Here is a 16890-nt window from a genome sequence, read left to right as displayed (position 1 = left end):
GATCTGCCATGAAGCATTTGTTGAAGACCTTGGCCGGCCTCCGGGAGGCCGGGGAGCTCCTCCGCCGGATCGAGGACGGCGGCTGTCCCGCGGTGGTCACCGGCCTCCAGCCGGTCCAGCGGGCCTGCTTCGGCGCGGCCGTCGCCCAGGCGGCGGGCCGCCCGGCGGTCTTCGTCTGCGGCGACGAGGGGGAGGCCCGTCAGCTGGCGGGGGACCTGACGGCCCTGCTGGGCGTGCCGCCGGTGGCCCTGTTCAGCCGGGAGTGGCAGCTCCGCCCCGGCGCGGTGGCCTCCCGGGACTGGGAGCGGGGCCGCCTGGCGGCCCTCTATGCCCTGGCCGGCGATGCGCCGCCTCCGGCGGTGGTGGCCACCGCCGACGCGCTGATGGCCCGGACCCTGCCGCCGGACCTTTTGAGGCGCTTGTCCATCACCCTGGAGGTGGGGGAGCGGCGGGAGCTGGCGGAGCTGGCGGACCGCCTCCTCTCCGCCGGGTACGTCCGCTGCCAGCAGGTGGAGGGCGTGGGCCAGTTCGCCCTCCGGGGCGGCATCCTGGACGTGTTCTCCCCCCTGATGGACCAGCCGGTCCGCTGTGAGTTCTTCGACGACGAGATCGACTCCATGGGGGCCTTCGACCCCGGCACCCAGCGCCGGACCGTGAACCTGGACACCGCCCTGCTGCTCCCCGCCGCCGAGGTCCTGCCCCGGCAGGCGGAGGGCGGGCTGGAGGGCCTGGCGGCGAAGCTCCTGGCCCTGGCGGCGAAGCTGGGGGAGGAGGGGCCCGCCGCCGCCCGCCTCCGGGAGGACGGCGAGCGGCTGAGGAACGGCTCCATCCCCGACGGGCTGGACCGCTACCTCGCCGCCGTCTATCCCAAGGCCACCGCCGGGGCCCACTACCTGCCCCGGGACGCCGTGGTGTTCCTCTGCGAGGCGGGACGGGTGGACGAGCGGGCCAAGGGGGCCCTGCTCCAGGCCCGGCAGGATCTGGAGGCGATGATGGAGGCGGGCGTCCTGGCGGGGGAGTACGCCAAGCTGCTGCTCTCCGCCGAGGAGCTCTATGCCGAGCTGGCGGAATTCCCGGTCATCATGGCCAACGCCCTGCCCACCTCCCGCTGCCCCCTCCCGCCCCGGGGCCTGCTCAGCGTCGACGCCCGGCAGCTCAGCTCCTATGGCGGCAGCCTGGAGACCGCCGTGGCGGACCTGGAGCAGTACCGGCGCAGCGGCAGCGCCGTGCTCCTCCTCTGCGGCGGGGAGGCCCGGGCGAAGAACCTCCACGGCCTGCTGGCGGAGCGCGGCATCCCCGCCGCCCTGGACCTGGAGGGGAGCGCCATGCCGGCTCTGGGGGAGATCCGGATCTCGGTGGGCGCGCTCTCCGCCGGGTGCGAGTGGCCGGCGCTCCGGCTGGCGGTGCTGACCGAGGGCCAGCTCATGGCCCCGGCCCGGAAGAAGGCCCGGCCGGACAAGGGCTCCAACCGCCAAAAGATCCAGTCCTACACGGACCTGAAGCCCGGCGACCTGGTGGTCCACACCCACCACGGCGTGGGGCGCTTCGCCGGCATCCAGCGGATGCCGGTGGACGGCGTGGAGAAGGACTATATCAAGATCGACTACGCCGGAGGCGACTGCCTCTACGTCCCCGCCACGCAGCTGGACATGGTCTCCAAATACATCGGCGGCGGGGAGGACGGTGAGCACCGCCAGAAGCTGAGCAAGCTGGGCGGCACCGAGTGGGCCAAGCAGAAGGTGCGGGCCAAGAGGGCCGTCAAGGACCTGGCCAAGGGCCTGACGGCGCTCTACGCCGAACGCCAGCGCCGCCCCGGCTTCGCCTTCTCCCAGGACTCCCCCTGGCAGCGGGAGTTCGAGGAGGCGTTCCCCTACGCGGAGACGGACGACCAGCTCCGGGCGGTGGCGGAGATCAAGAAGGACATGGAGGCGCCCCGGCCCATGGACCGCCTGCTCTGCGGCGACGTGGGCTACGGCAAGACGGAGGTGGCCCTCCGGGCGGTGATGAAGTGCGTGCTGGACGGCAAGCAGGCCGCCATCCTGGTGCCCACCACCGTCCTGGCCCAGCAGCATTACGCCACGGCCATGGGCCGCTTCCGGGACTTCCCGGTGAGGATCGAGGTCCTATCCCGCTTCACCGCCCCCAAGGAGGCCAAGCGCATCCTGGAGGCCGCGAAGGGGGGCCGGGTGGACCTGCTGATCGGCACCCATAAGCTGCTGCAAAAGGACATGGCCTTCAAGGACCTGGGGCTGCTGATCATCGACGAGGAGCAGCGCTTCGGCGTCAGCCACAAGGAGCGGCTGAAGGAGCTGAGCCGCCAGGTGGACGTGCTGACCCTCTCCGCCACGCCCATCCCCCGGACGCTGAACATGGCCCTCTCGGGCCTCCGGGACATGAGCACCATCGAGGAGCCCCCGGCGGACCGCCAGCCGGTCCAGACCTACGTGCTGGAGCACGACTGGGCCATCCTGGAGGACGCCATGCGGAAGGAGCTGGGCCGGGGCGGGCAGATCTATTACCTGCACAACCGGGTGGAGAGCATCGACCTGACCGCCTCCCGCATCCAGAAGATGCTGGGAGCGGAGGTGCGCGTGGTCACCGGCCACGGGAAGATGAGCGAGCAGGAGCTCTCCTCCGTCATGCGGGCCATGGTGGACGGGGAGGCGGACGTGCTGGTCTGCACCACCATCATCGAGACGGGCATCGACATCTCCAACGTGAACACCCTGATCATCGAGGACGCGGACAAGATGGGCCTGGCCCAGCTCCACCAGATCCGGGGCCGCATCGGCCGCAGCGCCCGTCGGGCTTACGCCTATCTGACCTTCCGGAAGGGGAAGGTGCTCCAGGAGGTCGCGGCGAAGCGCCTCTCGGCCATCCGGGAGTACGTGGAGTTCGGTTCGGGCTTCCGCATCGCCATGCGGGACCTGGAGATCCGGGGCGCGGGGAACCTGCTGGGGCCGGAGCAGTCCGGGTATCTCATGAGCGTGGGCTACGACCTCTATTTGAAGCTCCTGGAGGAGGCGGTCCTGGAGGAGCGGGGCGAGGAGAAGCAGATCGAGACGGAGTGCTCCGCCGACCTGACCGTCAACGCCAACATCCCGGAGCGTTACGTCTCCTCCCCGGAGCAGCGGATGGACCTCTACCGGCGCATCGCCGCCATCCGCTCCAACGACGACGCCTCGGACCTGCTGGACGAGCTGCTGGACCGCTACGGCGAGGCGCCGAAGCCGGTGTTGGCCCTGCTGGACGTGGCCCTCCTGCGGGCGGCGGCGGCGAAGGCGGGGGTCTCGGACATCACCCAGAAGAGGGACGTCCTCCGCTTCCAGCTGGCGGTCTTCCGCCCGGAGGCGGTGGTGCGGGTCTGCGGGCTGAACAAGTACCGCCAGCGGCTCACGGTGGCCGCCGGGGAGGACCCGGCGCTGAGCCTGAAGCTGAAGCCCGGCGCGGACGCGCTGGAGAGCGCCATGGAGCTGGTGGAGGATCTGGCGCTGCAAAGCCAAGGATGAGGATCGGCGGGAGCGCGGGGACATAGCGTCCCCGCGCTCCGGAGCGTCGCGAAAGCAGCGAGACCTTCCTCGACGGGGAGGAAGAGCGTCACGAGAGGGACCCAGGAAGGGTCCCTCTCGTTTTCGACAGCCTGCGCGCGGGGACGCCATGTCCCCGCGCCTTGTCATATCCCCCATGCCTCACCCATATAGTGGGAGTGGACGACCTTGGAAGGGGAGGAGTGGGAGCGATGAGGAAACGGGCGGCGGCGCTGGCACTGGCCCTCTGCGTGGGGCTGAGCGGCTGCGCCCTGGAAAGAGAGGGGAGGAGAGAGGACGCCTCCCTGCTGGGCCGGGCGGCGGAGCTGGCGGAGGAGACGATCCTCCTGAGCGTGGACGGCCGGGAGATCCCGGCGTGGCGGTATCTCTACTGGCTGGCCTTCACCTGCGACCAGATCCGGGAGAAATATGAGGACGGCGGGATGGCGCTGGACTGGGGAGCACCGGTCACCGGGGGCACCCTGGCGGACTACGCCAAGGATCAGGCCCTGGCCGACACGGCCCTCTACGCGACCGTGGAGAACTGGGCGGAGCGGTACGGCTGCGTCTTGAGCGAGAAGGAGCGGGCGTCCCTGACCGGGCTCTGGGAGGAGCAGTCGGAGGCCCACGGGGGAGAGGAAGCCTATTTGGGGGAGCTGGCGGACCTGGGGCTGGACCGCCTCCGGGCGGAGGAGCTGGCGGAGGTGGGGATGCTCTACGCCAAGCTCTACGAGCTCGTCCTCACGGAGGGCAGCGAGCTTTCGGAGCTCTTGGAGCCGGCGGAGGGCCTAACGGTGGACCGCATCCTGATCGGCGCGGGGGAGGACCGGGAGGCGGCCCGGGAGGAAGCGGCGGCGGTCTTCTCCCGCCTGAACAGCGCGGAAGACCCGGGAGCGGCCTTCCCGCTCCTGGCGGCGGAGGGGGCCGATACGGCAGGGCCCCGGTCGTTCCTGCCGGGGGACGGGACCCTGCCGCCTGCCCTGGAGGAAGCCGCTCAGGCGCTGGAGGAGGGCCAGTGGTCCGGCATCCTGGAGTCGGAGGAGGGCTTCTCCATCCTCCGCCGCCTGGCCTCGGACGGCACGGCGCTGGCGGGGGAGGCGTTCGACCGGCTCCTCCAGGAGGCGACCGAGGACGCGCTGATCCGGACGACGCCCGCTTACGACCGGCTGGATGCCTCCGCCTTCGACGAGGCGCTCCTGGGACTGCGGGAGGAGGATGCGTAGGGGCCGGGCGCCGGGGGAGGACGGAGTTTTCGTCACCTTGACGAAAACTTTGGCAAAGTCGTCAAAGATTTAACGAAATTGTAAAACCTGACGAAAGCCCATTGACGGGGCCGGGGAAACTGTCTATAATGATAAACAGAAGAGGGCGGTCGGCGGAGCGTCGAAAGGTCCGCGGTCCGTCCCGCCCCGTCCGTTGAGACCCCGGCGGCCCGCCGAGCTGCCAAAATATTACAAAACGGAGGAACATCATGAAAGATCTTTATGTCGTGAACTGCTGCCGTACCGCCATCGGCTCCTTTGGCGGCAGTCTGAAGAACACCCCCGCCGCCGAGCTGGGCGCCATCGTGGTGAAGGAGGCCCTGAACCGCGCCGGCGTGAAGCCCGAGGACGTGGACGAGGTCATGTTCGGCTGCATCCTGACCGCCGCCCAGGGCCAGAACGTGGCCCGCCAGGTCTCCATCAAGGCCGGCATCCCCTATTCCGTCCCCGCTTACACCGTGGGCATGGTCTGCGGCTCCGGCATGAAGTCTCTCATCGAGGGCGCCCGCTCCATCCTCGCCGGCGACGCGGACGTGGTCGTCTGCGGCGGCACGGAGAACATGAGCGCCGCTCCCTTCGCCTCCATGGACGCCCGCTGGGGCGCCCGCATGGGCGACAAGAAGCTGGTCGACACCATGATCAAGGACGGCCTGTGGGACGCCTATAACAACTATCACATGGGCACCACCGCCGAGAACATCAATGACATCTGGGGCATCACCCGCCAGGAGCAGGACGAGTTCGCCGCCGCCTCCCAGCAGAAGACCGAGGCCGCGCAGAAGGCCGGCAGGTTCGACGCGGAGATCGTCCCCGTCCCCGTGAAGGTGAAGAAGCAGGTCGTGGACTTCAAGGTCGACGAGTTCCCCAAGGCCGGCGTCACCGCCGAGGGCATCGCGAAGCTCCGCGGCGCGTTCCCCGTGGGCCCCGAGTCTCCGGAGCCCCAGGTCGTGCACACCTTCGAGGTCACCGGCAAGAAGGAGACCGAGGATAAGGGCCAGCAGCGCGTCACCGCGGCCAATGCCTCCGGCATCAACGACGGCGCGGCCGCCATCATCCTGGCCTCCGGCGAGGCCGTGGAGAAGTACGGCCTGAAGCCCATGGCCAAGCTGATCGGCTGGGGCCAGGGCGGCGTGGATCCCAAGATCATGGGCGTGGGCCCCGTGCCCGCTTCCCGCGCGGCTATGAAGAAGGCCGGCGTGACCATCGACGACATCGACCTGGTCGAGGCCAACGAGGCCTTCGCCGCCCAGTCCATCGCCGTGGCCCGTGAGCTGGGCTTCGACATGGCGAAGGTCAACGTCAACGGCGGCGCCATCGCCCTGGGCCACCCCGTCGGCGCTTCCGGCGCCCGCATCATCGTCACGCTGCTGCACGAGATGCAAAAGCGCGACGACGCGAAGAAGGGCCTGGCCACCCTCTGCATCGGCGGCGGCATGGGCGTCGCCACCGTGTTCGAGAAGTGCTGAGCGGTTCCCCCTGAGAGGGGAGCGGTCAAGAGGACGTCCGCTCCTCCGGCGGCCTGACGGCAGGCCGCCGGAGCGGCGGCAAAGCAGGAGAGGGGCCTTCGGGCCCCTCTTCGATATCGAGGAGAGAGGGACGCATGGGAGGACATTTTCAAGGATTGGGCCATGTGGCCATATACACCCGGGACATCGGGGAGAGCGCGGCCTTTTATGAGGCGCTGGGCGGCGAGGTGACCGCCCGGGGCAGCGTGCCCACGCCGGGAGGGGAGAAGGAGCTGGCGCTGGTCTCCTTCGGGGGCATCACGCTGGAGCTGATCCGGAGCCCTGCGCCGGTCCAGATGGGAGAGGGGAGCATCCCCCATATCGCCATCCTGGTGGACGACCTGGACGCCGCCGCCGCCAAGATCCGGGCCGCGGGAGTGGACACGTTCATGACGCCGGAGAAGAAGGTCCTGCCGGACCTTTTCGGGGGCCTGGAGAACTGGTTCTTCACCGGCCCCTCGGGCGAGCAGATCGAGCTGCTGCATATGCTGTAAAGCAGGGAGCGCTTCCACCTTTCGGTGGAAGCGCTCCCCCTTTTGCCGGCGGTTCAGCGGAACAGTTTCCGTCCCAGCCAGATGAACAGGCACGCGCCGGCCACGTCGACGATGAGGCCGGCGATCCAGCCGTACGCGTAGAAGCCGATCAGGCCGAAGACCGCGCTGCCCACGACGGAGCCGACGATGCCGATGAGGATGCTGCGGAGCAGTCCGCCCTCGGCATCCATCAGCTTCCCGGCGATGGTGCCCACCAGGGCGCCCATGATCAAGGAACCAAGGAGATGGAACATAGCCTTCCTCTCTTTCTTGTCCCGAGAACGGGACGGTCGTTCGTATTGGAGGGAGCCCCCTCAATCTTCGATATACTTTCGCACCCGGTAGACCGCGCCGATCTCCTCCTCGCAGATCTTCCGGCACGCCTCGATCTCCTCCGGGGGGATCGTGTCCACCACGGTCATCATCACCGTGGGCACATACTGCCGCAGCTCCTTGGCGAAGGACTTCATGGCCTCGTAGGCCCCCGCCTGGGCGGGGTGGCAGAGGGCGTCGTATCGCTCCGCCGTGTCGGTGTTCAGGGAGATGGACACCATGTCGAACCGCCCGGCGAAGTCCGGCGCGATGTCCCGGCCGTGGATGAGGCTGCCGGTGCCGTTGGTGTCCATGCGGGTGAAGGGCTTTTTGCCCTTGGCCTTGAGCTGGTCGATGACCCAGCAGATGTCGTCGATGCGGTAGCTGGGCTCGCCGAAGCCGCAGAAGACCAGCTGGCCGTACTTGGAGAGGTCTCGGGCCTCGATGTCCGCCAAGATCTCCTCCCGGGTGGGCTCCCGCTCCAGCCAGAGGTTGTGGGTGTAGATGCTGCCGCCGTGCCCGTTGTGCCGGAGGCAGAACTCACAGTTGAAGTTGCAGCGGTTCGTGGTGTTGACATACAGGTTTTCCCCGTACTCATAGGTGATGGTGAAGCCTTTTTCCATGGATATCGCTCCTTATTCGTCGTCAGCTCAGATGGATCTGGGACAGGGTGAACACGCCGTCCTGATAGCGGACCACCGCGTCTACCTCCGCCGCGTAGGAGAGCGTGGGATGGAAGCCTTCGCCGTCCAGCCAGGCGGACCCGCGGAAGCGGAGGCTCTCCCCGTAAAAGAGGGGCTCCGGGATGACCTCGAAACTGACGATGTCCCCGGCGCAGAGCCCTTCGATGCATGCCGGGTCCCCTTCCTCCTGCTCCTGCAAAAGCTCCGTGATGTCCGTCAGCTCCGCCCCCAGGATGGAATAGGTCCGCCCGTTGACCGTCTCCACGGACATGGCTTCGCTCAGGTCCTCTCTGAAAAACTCCCAGGGGAGGGCGCAGTCCGTCAGGGTCCCGTCGGGGCCCTTCTCCAGGACGTGCAGCTCGTCGACGGAGACCCCAGTCCCGGTGCCGGGGTGGCAGACGGCGATCAGCTCGTCCTCCCAGTCATCGTCCAGATCGAAGCAGTAGAGCCGGGGGAGGATCTGCTGGGACGTCAGCCAGGGCCAGTCGAACTCCGCCAGACTGTCTCCCCAGCGGATGAGGGCCTTGTCCCACTGGAGGCCGTAGAGAGCGGCGTCCGCCTCCGGCAGCTCCGACGCCAGCACCGGGAAGTCGTCATCCGTGAAAGGGCCCAGGGGCGGAATGTGAGGCAGCTGATATCCCTCCGCCGGAGCCCGGCCCTCCGTGATCTCAGCGGGGGTGGTGAGCTCCGCCAGCGGGGTCAGCGCGGGGAGAGAGGCGGTCTCTGAGACCGCCGGAGGCTCCTCGGGCGGGGCATCCGGCTCCGCCGGGGCGGGGGAGGCGCAGCTGGTCAAGGCCAGCAGGAGGGAGAGGGCAACGGTCCATTTTTTCATGCGGATCCTTTCTATTGATGATAGCTGTAAAGGTGAAGGTCTTGCAGGATGAACACGCCGTCCTCCAGAAGGACTTCGGCTGAAGTCTCCGCCACATAGCAGGGGGCGGCGCTGTCCGGCGGGCTCAGGCAGAACGCGCCCCGGAACCGGAGCCCGCCCCAGTCCGTTGTCTCGAAGTCCGCGATCATGCCGAAGGAAGCCGACTCCAGGTCCAGCTCCGATCCCTCATGCTGGAACTCTACCAGCTCATGGCCCAGTATGGCGAAGGTCCGCCCGTTGAGTTCAGCGGTGTCGAACAGCTTGGGGAGCTCCTCCTGCCAGAGGCTCTCGGGGAAGGTGTGAGCCGTCAAAGTCCCGTCGGGGCCCTTTTCCAGGATATGCAGTTCCGCAATGGAGACCCCCGTGCCGGTGCCCACCTGGCAGATGACGGCGAGCTCCTCTACTCCAAGGCCGGTATCAAGCCCCTTTATTTGAGGAAGGGCCATGCTGGGGCCGGGGAAGAGCGTCCAGTCGAACTCCGCCAGGCAGTCCCCCCAGCGGATGAGGGCGGTCTCCTGGGAGGTGTCGGCGTACAGGGGCAGACCGTAAAGGACTGCGTCCGCCTCCCGGTCTTCTGCCAGGACAGCGATGCTTGGGCCGTCGGTGACCCAGCGCTCCGCGTTATTTCGATAGGTCCTCCAGTCCGTATCTCGGGGAAGGGGCGGCAGATCATAGTCCTCCGCCGGGGCCCGCCCCTCCGTCACCACGGCAGGGGCGGAGATCGGCTCCAGCTGCCGGGGCTCCGGCAGGGAGGGTGTCCCCGCCTCCGCCGGGGGCTCGTCCGGCAAAGGCTCCGGTCCCTCTGGGGCGGGCGCCGCGCAGCCCGCCAAAAGCGCAAGAGCCAGCAGGAGGGGGGATGTCTTTTTCATTCGCTGTCCTCGCGATAAGTCTCTTTGATCTTCGGGAACAGCCGCAGGCCGTTCTCCCAGGTGATCCGGGTCAGCTCCTCCGGGCTCACGCCCTTCCACTCCGCCAGCTTCTCGATGATGTGAGGCAGGTTCCGGCTGTCGTTCCGCTTCCCCCGGAAGGGGACGGGCGAGAGGTAAGGGGCGTCCGTCTCCACCACGATCCGCTCCAGCGGCGTGACGGCGGCCACCTCCGGGGCCTTCTGGGCGTTCTTATAGGTGATGGGCCCGTCGAAGCCCAGGTACCAGCCCCGCTTCAAAAGCGCCTCGGCCATCTCGGGACTGCCGGAGAAGCAGTGGAACACCCCCCGGACCTCGGGATAGTCCGTCACGATGGAGAGGGAGTCCCCGTGGGCCTCCCGGTCGTGGACGATGACGGGCAGGCCCAGCTCGATGGCCAGCTCGATCTGCCGCCGGAAGACGGTCTGCTGGAGATCCCTGGGAGGGCCATCCTTCCAGTAGTAGTCCAGTCCGATCTCCCCGACGGCCACCACCTTCTCATGCCCGCACAGCTCCCGGAGGGCGGCGAGCTCCGCCTCCCCGGTCCCGGCGCAGTCGGAGGGGTGGATGCCGGCGGCGGCGTAGACATGGGGGTGCTCCTCCGCCAGGGCCACAGCGGCCCTGGAGCTCTCCAGCTCACAGCCGGGGTCCACCACCAGTCCCACCCCCGCGGCGGGGAGGGCGGACAAGACCTCCTCCCGGTCGTCACGGAAACTGCCGGAGTCGTAGTGGGCGTGGGTGTCGAAGATAGGCATAGGGGGCCTCCTTTCGTCGTTCCGGGCAAAACGAAAAGGACATCCGGACGGATGCCCTTTCGGCCTGACGGCCTCCGGGCGTTCACACGGAAGGCGTCAATACCCCGTAGACGGGGATATGTTGGATCAACCGATCCGATTGAGCTTCAGGGTCATGGCGCTCTTCTTGTGAGCGGCCGCGTTCTTGTGCAGAACGCCCTTCGCCACAGCCTGATCGACTTTTTTCACCGCGACCTTGTAAGCGCCATCGGCATCGGTGCGATTGCCCTCCGCCGCCGCGGCCTCGAACTTTTTGATCGCGGTCTTGAGATCGGACTTCGTGGCCTTGTTGCGGGCGTTCCTCGCCTTCCCGATGAGGACGCGCTTCTTGGCAGACTTGATATTCGGCAAACCAAACACCTCCTTTGGCCGTTGATCTTATGTGGGCAGGGGAGACCCTACCGTACAAATCTATATTCTAACAGGGGAAGCTCCAAAAAGCAAGGGTTTTTTTTCATATTTTTCTGGTCGGCAGGCGTTAATATTAGGTTACACAAGGTCAAGCGACCGAGTGTAACCTAATTTTTTTATACATACGACCGCCAAAATGTGCGAGGAGGGCCTGAAAATGACAGTTACAAGCATTAAAGACGCCTGGACAGAGGCAGGAAAGATTTTCCACACCGATTATGAGTATAGCACCGAGCGCAGCGAACGGGCGGGCTACCCCATTTATTACAGCACCGCCGCCGGTATGAACGCCTGGATCAGTGACCTGGGCAACCGCCTGGAGGTCAACCTGCCGGACGGCAAGAACGTGAACATCTGGATCAAGGCCCCGGTGGAGGCCACCACCAGCGACAGCGCGGAGGAAACCGAGGACGACGGGAGCGCCACCAAAGAGGAGCGGCGCGAAACAGCAAAGCGGATCCAGCGGTTTACCTACTATTACACCAAGGAATATGTCCATGAATTGGACAATAAAAAGCGCGAGGACGCCGCCGTGAAAGAAATGCAGGGCGCCGCGACGGAGGGCGGGGAAATTAAGTGCATGGTGCTGACCGCCGAAAACAACGCCCGCGTTATGATGGGCTGCATTACGGACTGTATCGAGGCGGTGAATATCCTGACGAACATGGAGGAGGACGTGGACGACTGGATGATCGCGGGAATCAACGCCATGCTGGACAAGGTGTATAAGGGACACGCGATCCCGTTTGACCTCCCCACTTCCATCTGCGGCCTGCTGGGCGCACAGTACCGATAAACCAAAAGCCCGCCCCGGAGGTTACAAGGGTACGAAAGGGGAACACATGAAACGCGGTATTGAAATGTCGTGGATCTACGACTACATGGACCGCCCGGCCATAAAGATTGAAAAGAAACGCGGCAAGCTGACACTGAATGAAATCGAGGACCTGCTGCGGTATGAGGACAGCCAGCGGTATTGCGGCCACTATGCCATTCTGCTGAATTGCAGCGAGGCGACCGTGGACGGTGGCGGCCTGTATCTGGAGGAGGACCAGAAAGGCGACGTTGCGATCCTGTATCAAATCGAGCATGGGGAAACCTGCCCCGTGTGCAGCAAGTACACGCCGCCGTTTGATTATTGCCCCAACTGCGGGACGAACTGGAAAGACATGGACAAGGACGTGGAAAAGCTGATCACCGCCATGCGGGAGGAGGCGGAACGGGAAATCCGGTCCGAAAGCGAAAGCAAGACGCGGGACGGCAGGCTGGCGTGGTATTGGTCCTATATTGGGGCGCTGGATATGGCCCAACAACTGGGCATGATTACGGACAAGCGCCGCCAGGAACTTTATAAAGAGGTTGAGGAACTGAAAGAACTGGCAAAGGGGAAGGGGTGAAAATATGGCTGACTATGCTTTCAGGACCCTGGAAGACCGCCAGAAAATTGAAAAGCTGTGGGAGGACGGGCGGACGCCGAAAGAAATTTCCGAAACCACGGGCGTGTCTGTTCATGTGGTCTATAAGGAACTGACCAGGGGCCAGGACGGGACCCGCCTGCCGGACCAGCGCCTGCGGTACAGCGCGGATGTGGCCCAGCTGCGGGTGCAGCAATCGCTGGAGAAACGGGGCAAGCGGGCCGGACAGCCCACCGACAGCGGCCAGGCGGCGGAGGCCGCCGGAAGATAGGAGGACGCCATGGCGAAAAGGAAGGAAATCCAGTTCCAGGACAGGCATGGTGCCCTGCGGGGCCGCCAGAATGGTATGGAGTTCTGGATTCGAAAGGACGAACTGCAGACCAGGGGCAGAGAATAGCGGTATTTCGTGGCAATCTACCCCATGAGCAACAACCCCCAGCAGGTAAGTGCCCTGTCCCGCCAGGACTTTGACCTGGCCGGTGCCATGGAGTTCTGCCAGAAGATCGCCGCCGGGGAGATCAAACTGGAGGACCTGCAGGCGGCCTATGACGCGGAGGACGTGGCCAAGGAGCAGGCCGCCATCCGGGAAATGACCGAGCGGGCAAAGAAGTTCCACGCCCGCCTGGACGACATGGGGCTGAAATACCGGGACCTGTTGGAATTGGAGGTCCTGGCGCACAGCCTGGGCGACATGGGCCACAATATCATGCTGGGATATGAGCGCGGGGAGGGGTGGCCAAGTGGACCTGACAGCAACAGCGGCCCCAAGGTGGCCTATCTTGACGGCCAACCCGTGGAGATCGGCAACCCCCTGCCGGAGATCGCGCCGGACTATTCGGCGGGTGGTGCAACTGCGGAGGAGGCGGACAAGGCGGCGGAGAGGTTGGCGGAGATATGGGGCGATATGTCCATAACTGTGGAGGTGGCGGCGGAGGACCTGGAGCGGGTTATCTACTCCATCGAGTTGGCCTTGGCCATACATACGGCGCGGATATTCAAGCCGGAACTGGCCCGTCGCTACCTCCACACAAAGAAAAAGCGGACCCGTAAAAAGTACGAAAAGCGGATCGCGGCCTGGTTTCGGGAGGTGCTGGGGTAAATGTTCAGACTGAAGGCCAACAAAACCAGCCTATACAAGCTGGTGGGCAAATTTGAGGACCTGCCGCCCATGCGCCGGGTGGAGTTCACCAAGGCATACAGGACACCGGACTGGTGGCTGAAATGGACGGACGCGGACGGCCTGCTGTGCGTGGCTTTTTTCTCCACCTGTGCGGGAAAGGCCCTGCTGTCCATCGAAAAAAAGGAGTTTTGCGGGCCGCAGGTTTCCCTCGTGGTCCATGACCTGGACACCAAGGACCTGCTGAAGCGGGGAATGGTGGAGGAGTTCACCACGGCGGCGGAGTGTCGCCAGATCCAAGTGGAGAGGAGGGCGGCCTGTGGCGCGGTGTAAATTCTGTGGCCAGGTGATCGACTGGATCACCAGACTGGAGGGCAAGCCGGTCCCCGTTGACCCGGATCCCGTTTTTGTGATCGAGGACGGCGGCCCGGACACGTTCCTGGACGATATGGGCGCAACCATCACCGGGCGGCAGGCCAGACCGGAGGAGGAGCGCCAGGTCCTCCCCGTGGCCTTTATCCCCCACCGGCGGACATGCCCATGGGCGGACCTACCGGCACGGCGCCGCATAGAGAGGGAAACGGACGCCGGCGGCCTGGCTCTGGCCACATGGAAGGAGGCAGGGGTATGAATGTTTTAAGCCTGTTCGACGGGATCAGCACGGGCCGCATGGCCCTGGAAATGGCCGGGGTAAAAGTGGACAAGTATCTGGCCAGTGAGGTGGAGGCCGCGCCCATGGATATCTCCATATCAAACTGGCCGGGCGTGATCACCTACCTGGGGGACGTTCGGAAAGTGAGGGCGCAGGACCTGCCGCCCATTGACCTGCTGATCGGTGGAAGTCCGTGCCAGGGGTTTTCCAGGGCGGGGCAGCACCTGAATTTCGACGACCCGCGCAGCGCCCTGTTTTTTGAGTTCGCCAGAGTGCTGGCGGAACTGTGGGGCAAAAATCGGGCGGCCCTGTTCCTGCTGGAAAACGTGGCCATGAAAAAGGAATGGGAGGCCGTGATCACCGAAACGCTGGGGGTCCAGCCTATCCATATAAACAGCAAGCTGGTGAGCGCACAAAACCGCCCCCGTACATACTGGACCAATATCCCAGGCGTGGAGCAACCGGAGGACCGAGAAATCCGCCTGCTGGACGTGATCGACCGGGACGTGGACACGTCCGAATTTTGGGGGCGGGACGGCTTGCTGTTCGACCCGGACATACCAAAGGCCGCCGCCGGCCTTGTCAGCGTGGTGGGCGGTGAGGTCCGGGTGAAACAGGCCACGCGGGCGGGCTACATCGTGGCGGAGGAGGGCGACGGGATCAACCTGGCATTTCCAACGTCAAAGACCCGCCGGGGCCGCGTGGTCAAAGGGAAAAGCAACACCCTGGCCTGTGACTGCGAGGGGTGCGTGTACCACGACGGCGTGATCAGAAAATACACCATGACAGAACTGGAACGCCTCCAGACCCTGCCGGACGGCTACACAGCACGGGGAGCGGCCACCAGGGCAGAGCGGGTCAAGGCAATCGGAAACGGCTGGACTGCCGCCGTGATCGCTGAGATATTCAGCAAAATTCGATAATAGGAGGGCAACATGGAACATATTGCAAGGGATCCCAAGGCGGATTTTCTGGCAGTGTATAGCAGCACGATCAGGAGGGACGGCGCGGCAGCCATGATTTATTGGCTGGACTGCAAAACGGACTTTTTCACGGCCCCGGCCTCCAGCAAGCACCACCTGGCGCAGCCGGGCGGGCTGGCGGTCCATAGCTTGAACGTATACAAGCGCCTGCTGGAGATCACAGCGCTGGACGTATTCGGCGGGACGGACGGGACGCTTCTAGCGGAGGAGGTGCGGGAAACCGTGGCAATCCTGGGCCTGCTGCATGACGTGTGCAAGGTGGGTGTGTACCACCAGACGGACCCGTTCAAGGCCGCCATGGAGGGCAAGCTGGACACCATGGCCCCGTATGAGTTCCGGGACCCGTTCCCGCTGGGCCGCGGGGAGAAAAGCCTGTTTCTGATCACCAGCCACATGGCGCTGACCGAGGAGGAGGCCCTGGCCATCCGGTGGCACATGGGGGCCTATGACGACGCGGTGAAAGGCGGGTCCCGCTCCATGACGGAGGCCATGGACCTGACGCCGTGGGTGTGGCGTCTGCAGGAGGCGGATATGTGTGCCGCCTGGATCGACGAAAGGAGCGCGGCGGAGTGAAAAAGCTGCTATGTAAGCCCTGCGCCGTGGCCCTGGAGGACAGGGGCAAGACCGTGAAACCCGCCGCCGGGCGGTGTGAGAAAATCACCTGTGCGGAGTGTGGCCGCCGCCGGTTTGGGATCCTGTATGACGTGACCGGGTGGCCCACCCGCAGGAAAAAGGAGGACAAGCCAAAATGAGAAGAAAACGCGCTGAAACCGTGGACCAGCTGGAGGCGGTCCGGCGGGCGGTCCCGGTGATCGCGCTGGGGCTGGCCATTGTGGCGCTGATCCTGGCCGCCATGGCCATGGACGCCAGCAGAGAGGCAAGAGAGGCGGCGAAAGCGGAGCGGGTCGCCGTGATTTTCACCGTGGAACAGGAACCGACTGCCACCCTGCTGGTGGGCGACGCCTGGGAGTTCGCGGCCCTGTACCGGGCGGCGGCGGACCCGGCGGAGAAACAGCGGATCGGGGAGGCGCTGGAGGCCCAGGGCTATTTTTCGGTGGCGGTGCCCCTGTCCTGGGAGTATCAGGACTATATGCGGACCTACTGCCACCTGTATGGGTGCCCCTATCCCCTGGCGCTGGCCGTGGCGGACTGGGAAACCCGTGGCCAGTTCAACATGGACGCCATTGGACCCGCTGGGGAGGTGGGGATCTTTCAGCTGAACCCCGGCCCGGACGGGTCATATCACGCGGAACTGGAGGCCGCCACCGGCCTGGACCCCATCACCCCGGAGGGCAACATAGCCGGCGGGTGCTATAAGCTGGGGAAATACCTGGCGGAATACGGGGACGTGGCCATGGTGGCCATGGCATACAACAGAGGACAAGCCGGAGCGAGGGCGGCCTGGGAGGCCGGGATCACCTCCAACAGCTACACGGACGCCGTGCTGGAGGCCCTGGAACGCTGGGAGTGTACGGTGAACGCATGGGCCGGGGAGTAGATCCGGCGGAACGCGCCCGCACACTGGCCGCCGCCGCGCAGAGGGCTAGAGAAAGCCGCTGGAGCGCCCCAGGCAGGGCCAGAGTGGTCCACCCGGTCCACGGCACCGTGGTGGTCCCCCATTTGTCCAACCTGACCGCTATTCAAAACGCGGCGGAGGTGTGGCGGTGTGACTGGACAGAGATTATGGACGCCCAGGTGTGGGCAGCGGAGCCGGGGACGTGCCGGTGAAAATACCTTACATCATTTAGAGAGGGGATGAAAAAATGTTGATCAATGAGGCCGGGGTGGTCCGGGCCATTAAGAGAGCCTATAAGGGCGGCGGGTACACCGTCAACAGCAAGGGCGGGGTCATGTCCATTTACACACAGTCCTGGTATATCCAGGCCCGCCGGGAGGTCATGCCGCGCAAGGTCCTGGCCA

Annotated in this window: 21 protein-coding genes; 15 read left to right on the top strand and 6 right to left on the bottom strand. The window is 65.5% G+C overall.

The window, feature by feature from the left end:
* Window positions 1-8: 8 nt before the first annotated feature.
* The 4 genes from mfd (at window position 9) to QZ332_RS04095 (ending at window position 6788) form a co-directional block, all read left to right on the top strand.
* Window positions 9-3509: a transcription-repair coupling factor gene (gene mfd / locus QZ332_RS04110; protein ID WP_295762632.1), complete on the top strand. Its 3501-nt coding sequence runs from the start codon at window positions 9-11 to the stop codon at window positions 3507-3509.
* A gap of 230 nt (window positions 3510-3739) precedes the next feature.
* Entirely contained in the window at window positions 3740-4750 is a 1011-nt protein-coding gene (locus QZ332_RS04105) for a peptidylprolyl isomerase (protein WP_295762629.1), read from the top strand.
* Between the two features lie 248 nt (window positions 4751-4998).
* On the top strand, window positions 4999-6255 hold the full coding sequence (locus tag QZ332_RS04100) for an acetyl-CoA C-acetyltransferase (protein WP_295762626.1): 1257 nt from the start codon (window positions 4999-5001) through the stop codon (window positions 6253-6255).
* 134 nt (window positions 6256-6389) lie between these two features.
* The gene (locus QZ332_RS04095; RefSeq protein WP_295762624.1) at window positions 6390-6788 is read left to right on the top strand and encodes a VOC family protein; all 399 of its coding nucleotides are present in this window, start codon (window positions 6390-6392) and stop codon (window positions 6786-6788) included.
* Between the two features lie 53 nt (window positions 6789-6841).
* On the opposite strand, the gene QZ332_RS04090 is transcribed toward QZ332_RS04095, so the two are convergent.
* From QZ332_RS04090 to rpsT, 6 genes are all read right to left on the bottom strand, one after another.
* Entirely contained in the window at window positions 6842-7081 is a 240-nt protein-coding gene (locus QZ332_RS04090) for a GlsB/YeaQ/YmgE family stress response membrane protein (protein WP_295762621.1), read from the bottom strand.
* A 60-nt stretch (window positions 7082-7141) separates the two neighbouring features.
* Window positions 7142-7762 carry a TatD family nuclease-associated radical SAM protein gene (locus QZ332_RS04085; protein ID WP_295762619.1) on the bottom strand — a complete coding sequence of 207 codons (621 nt, stop codon included), beginning with the start codon at window positions 7760-7762 and terminating at the stop codon, window positions 7142-7144.
* A gap of 22 nt (window positions 7763-7784) precedes the next feature.
* Window positions 7785-8654 (bottom strand): hypothetical protein, encoded by an 870-nt coding sequence (locus tag QZ332_RS04080; protein ID WP_295762616.1) that lies wholly within the window; start codon window positions 8652-8654, stop codon window positions 7785-7787.
* An 11-nt stretch (window positions 8655-8665) separates the two neighbouring features.
* Entirely contained in the window at window positions 8666-9562 is an 897-nt protein-coding gene (locus tag QZ332_RS04075) for a hypothetical protein (protein WP_295762613.1), read from the bottom strand.
* Window positions 9559-10353, bottom strand: a complete 795-nt coding sequence (locus QZ332_RS04070; RefSeq protein WP_295762610.1) for a TatD family hydrolase — start codon at window positions 10351-10353, stop codon at window positions 9559-9561. The genes QZ332_RS04075 and QZ332_RS04070 overlap by 4 nt, the downstream gene beginning before the upstream one ends.
* A 126-nt stretch (window positions 10354-10479) precedes the next feature.
* Window positions 10480-10743 carry a 30S ribosomal protein S20 gene (rpsT, locus tag QZ332_RS04065; RefSeq protein WP_293279654.1) on the bottom strand — a complete coding sequence of 88 codons (264 nt, stop codon included), beginning with the start codon at window positions 10741-10743 and terminating at the stop codon, window positions 10480-10482.
* A 217-nt stretch (window positions 10744-10960) separates the two neighbouring features.
* Between rpsT and QZ332_RS04060 the strand changes: the two genes are divergently transcribed.
* The 11 genes from QZ332_RS04060 (at window position 10961) to QZ332_RS04010 (ending at window position 16698) form a co-directional block, all read left to right on the top strand.
* Window positions 10961-11599: a hypothetical protein gene (locus QZ332_RS04060; protein WP_295762607.1), complete on the top strand. Its 639-nt coding sequence runs from the start codon at window positions 10961-10963 to the stop codon at window positions 11597-11599.
* A gap of 46 nt (window positions 11600-11645) precedes the next feature.
* On the top strand, window positions 11646-12200 hold the full coding sequence (locus QZ332_RS04055; RefSeq protein ID WP_295762604.1) for a hypothetical protein: 555 nt from the start codon (window positions 11646-11648) through the stop codon (window positions 12198-12200).
* 4 nt (window positions 12201-12204) lie between these two features.
* On the top strand, window positions 12205-12489 hold the full coding sequence (locus QZ332_RS04050; protein WP_295762602.1) for a hypothetical protein: 285 nt from the start codon (window positions 12205-12207) through the stop codon (window positions 12487-12489).
* A gap of 135 nt (window positions 12490-12624) precedes the next feature.
* Window positions 12625-13317: a hypothetical protein gene (locus QZ332_RS04045; protein ID WP_295762598.1), complete on the top strand. Its 693-nt coding sequence runs from the start codon at window positions 12625-12627 to the stop codon at window positions 13315-13317.
* Window positions 13318-13668, top strand: coding sequence for a hypothetical protein (locus QZ332_RS04040; RefSeq protein ID WP_295762595.1), 351 nt, complete (start codon window positions 13318-13320; stop codon window positions 13666-13668).
* Window positions 13669-13681: 13 nt separating this feature from the next.
* On the top strand, window positions 13682-13966 hold the full coding sequence (locus tag QZ332_RS04035) for a hypothetical protein (RefSeq protein WP_295762592.1): 285 nt from the start codon (window positions 13682-13684) through the stop codon (window positions 13964-13966).
* Complete coding sequence (locus QZ332_RS04030) at window positions 13963-14910, top strand: DNA cytosine methyltransferase (protein ID WP_295762589.1); 948 nt, start codon at window positions 13963-13965, stop codon at window positions 14908-14910. Before QZ332_RS04035 ends, QZ332_RS04030 begins: the two co-directional genes overlap by 4 nt.
* A gap of 12 nt (window positions 14911-14922) precedes the next feature.
* A complete protein-coding gene (locus tag QZ332_RS04025; RefSeq protein WP_295762586.1) occupies window positions 14923-15543 on the top strand; it encodes a hydrolase in 621 nt (206 codons plus the stop codon).
* Window positions 15540-15722: a hypothetical protein gene (locus QZ332_RS04020; protein ID WP_295762584.1), complete on the top strand. Its 183-nt coding sequence runs from the start codon at window positions 15540-15542 to the stop codon at window positions 15720-15722. The genes QZ332_RS04025 and QZ332_RS04020 overlap by 4 nt, the downstream gene beginning before the upstream one ends.
* Complete coding sequence (locus tag QZ332_RS04015; RefSeq protein WP_295762582.1) at window positions 15719-16468, top strand: lytic transglycosylase domain-containing protein; 750 nt, start codon at window positions 15719-15721, stop codon at window positions 16466-16468. The genes QZ332_RS04020 and QZ332_RS04015 overlap by 4 nt, the downstream gene beginning before the upstream one ends.
* An 83-nt stretch (window positions 16469-16551) precedes the next feature.
* Window positions 16552-16698 carry a hypothetical protein gene (locus tag QZ332_RS04010; RefSeq protein ID WP_295762580.1) on the top strand — a complete coding sequence of 49 codons (147 nt, stop codon included), beginning with the start codon at window positions 16552-16554 and terminating at the stop codon, window positions 16696-16698.
* Window positions 16699-16890 lie beyond the last annotated feature (192 nt).

The sequence above is a fragment of the uncultured Oscillibacter sp. genome (assembly GCF_910584465.1).
Taxonomy (GTDB): domain Bacteria; phylum Bacillota; class Clostridia; order Oscillospirales; family Oscillospiraceae; genus Oscillibacter.
This window is presented reverse-complemented; position numbering and strand designations above follow the sequence as displayed.

Bases quoted from the DNA above. Each gene is read 5' to 3' on its own strand.
- QZ332_RS04060 (WP_295762607.1), top strand. From the start codon at position 10,961: ATGACAGTTACAAGCATTAAAGACGCCTGGACAGAGGCAGGAAAGATT.
- QZ332_RS04075 (WP_295762613.1), bottom strand. From the start codon at position 9,562: ATGAAAAAGACATCCCCCCTCCTGCTGGCTCTTGCGCTTTTGGCGGGC.
- QZ332_RS04105 (WP_295762629.1), top strand. From the start codon at position 3,740: ATGAGGAAACGGGCGGCGGCGCTGGCACTGGCCCTCTGCGTGGGGCTG.
- QZ332_RS04030 (WP_295762589.1), top strand. From the start codon at position 13,963: ATGAATGTTTTAAGCCTGTTCGACGGGATCAGCACGGGCCGCATGGCC.
- QZ332_RS04090 (WP_295762621.1), bottom strand. From the start codon at position 7,081: ATGTTCCATCTCCTTGGTTCCTTGATCATGGGCGCCCTGGTGGGCACC.
- QZ332_RS04055 (WP_295762604.1), top strand. From the start codon at position 11,646: ATGAAACGCGGTATTGAAATGTCGTGGATCTACGACTACATGGACCGC.
- QZ332_RS04095 (WP_295762624.1), top strand. From the start codon at position 6,390: ATGGGAGGACATTTTCAAGGATTGGGCCATGTGGCCATATACACCCGG.
- QZ332_RS04015 (WP_295762582.1), top strand. From the start codon at position 15,719: ATGAGAAGAAAACGCGCTGAAACCGTGGACCAGCTGGAGGCGGTCCGG.
- mfd (WP_295762632.1), top strand. From the start codon at position 9: ATGAAGCATTTGTTGAAGACCTTGGCCGGCCTCCGGGAGGCCGGGGAG.
- QZ332_RS04085 (WP_295762619.1), bottom strand. From the start codon at position 7,762: ATGGAAAAAGGCTTCACCATCACCTATGAGTACGGGGAAAACCTGTAT.
- QZ332_RS04040 (WP_295762595.1), top strand. From the start codon at position 13,318: ATGTTCAGACTGAAGGCCAACAAAACCAGCCTATACAAGCTGGTGGGC.
- QZ332_RS04025 (WP_295762586.1), top strand. From the start codon at position 14,923: ATGGAACATATTGCAAGGGATCCCAAGGCGGATTTTCTGGCAGTGTAT.
- QZ332_RS04050 (WP_295762602.1), top strand. From the start codon at position 12,205: ATGGCTGACTATGCTTTCAGGACCCTGGAAGACCGCCAGAAAATTGAA.
- QZ332_RS04070 (WP_295762610.1), bottom strand. From the start codon at position 10,353: ATGCCTATCTTCGACACCCACGCCCACTACGACTCCGGCAGTTTCCGT.
- QZ332_RS04100 (WP_295762626.1), top strand. From the start codon at position 4,999: ATGAAAGATCTTTATGTCGTGAACTGCTGCCGTACCGCCATCGGCTCC.
- QZ332_RS04080 (WP_295762616.1), bottom strand. From the start codon at position 8,654: ATGAAAAAATGGACCGTTGCCCTCTCCCTCCTGCTGGCCTTGACCAGC.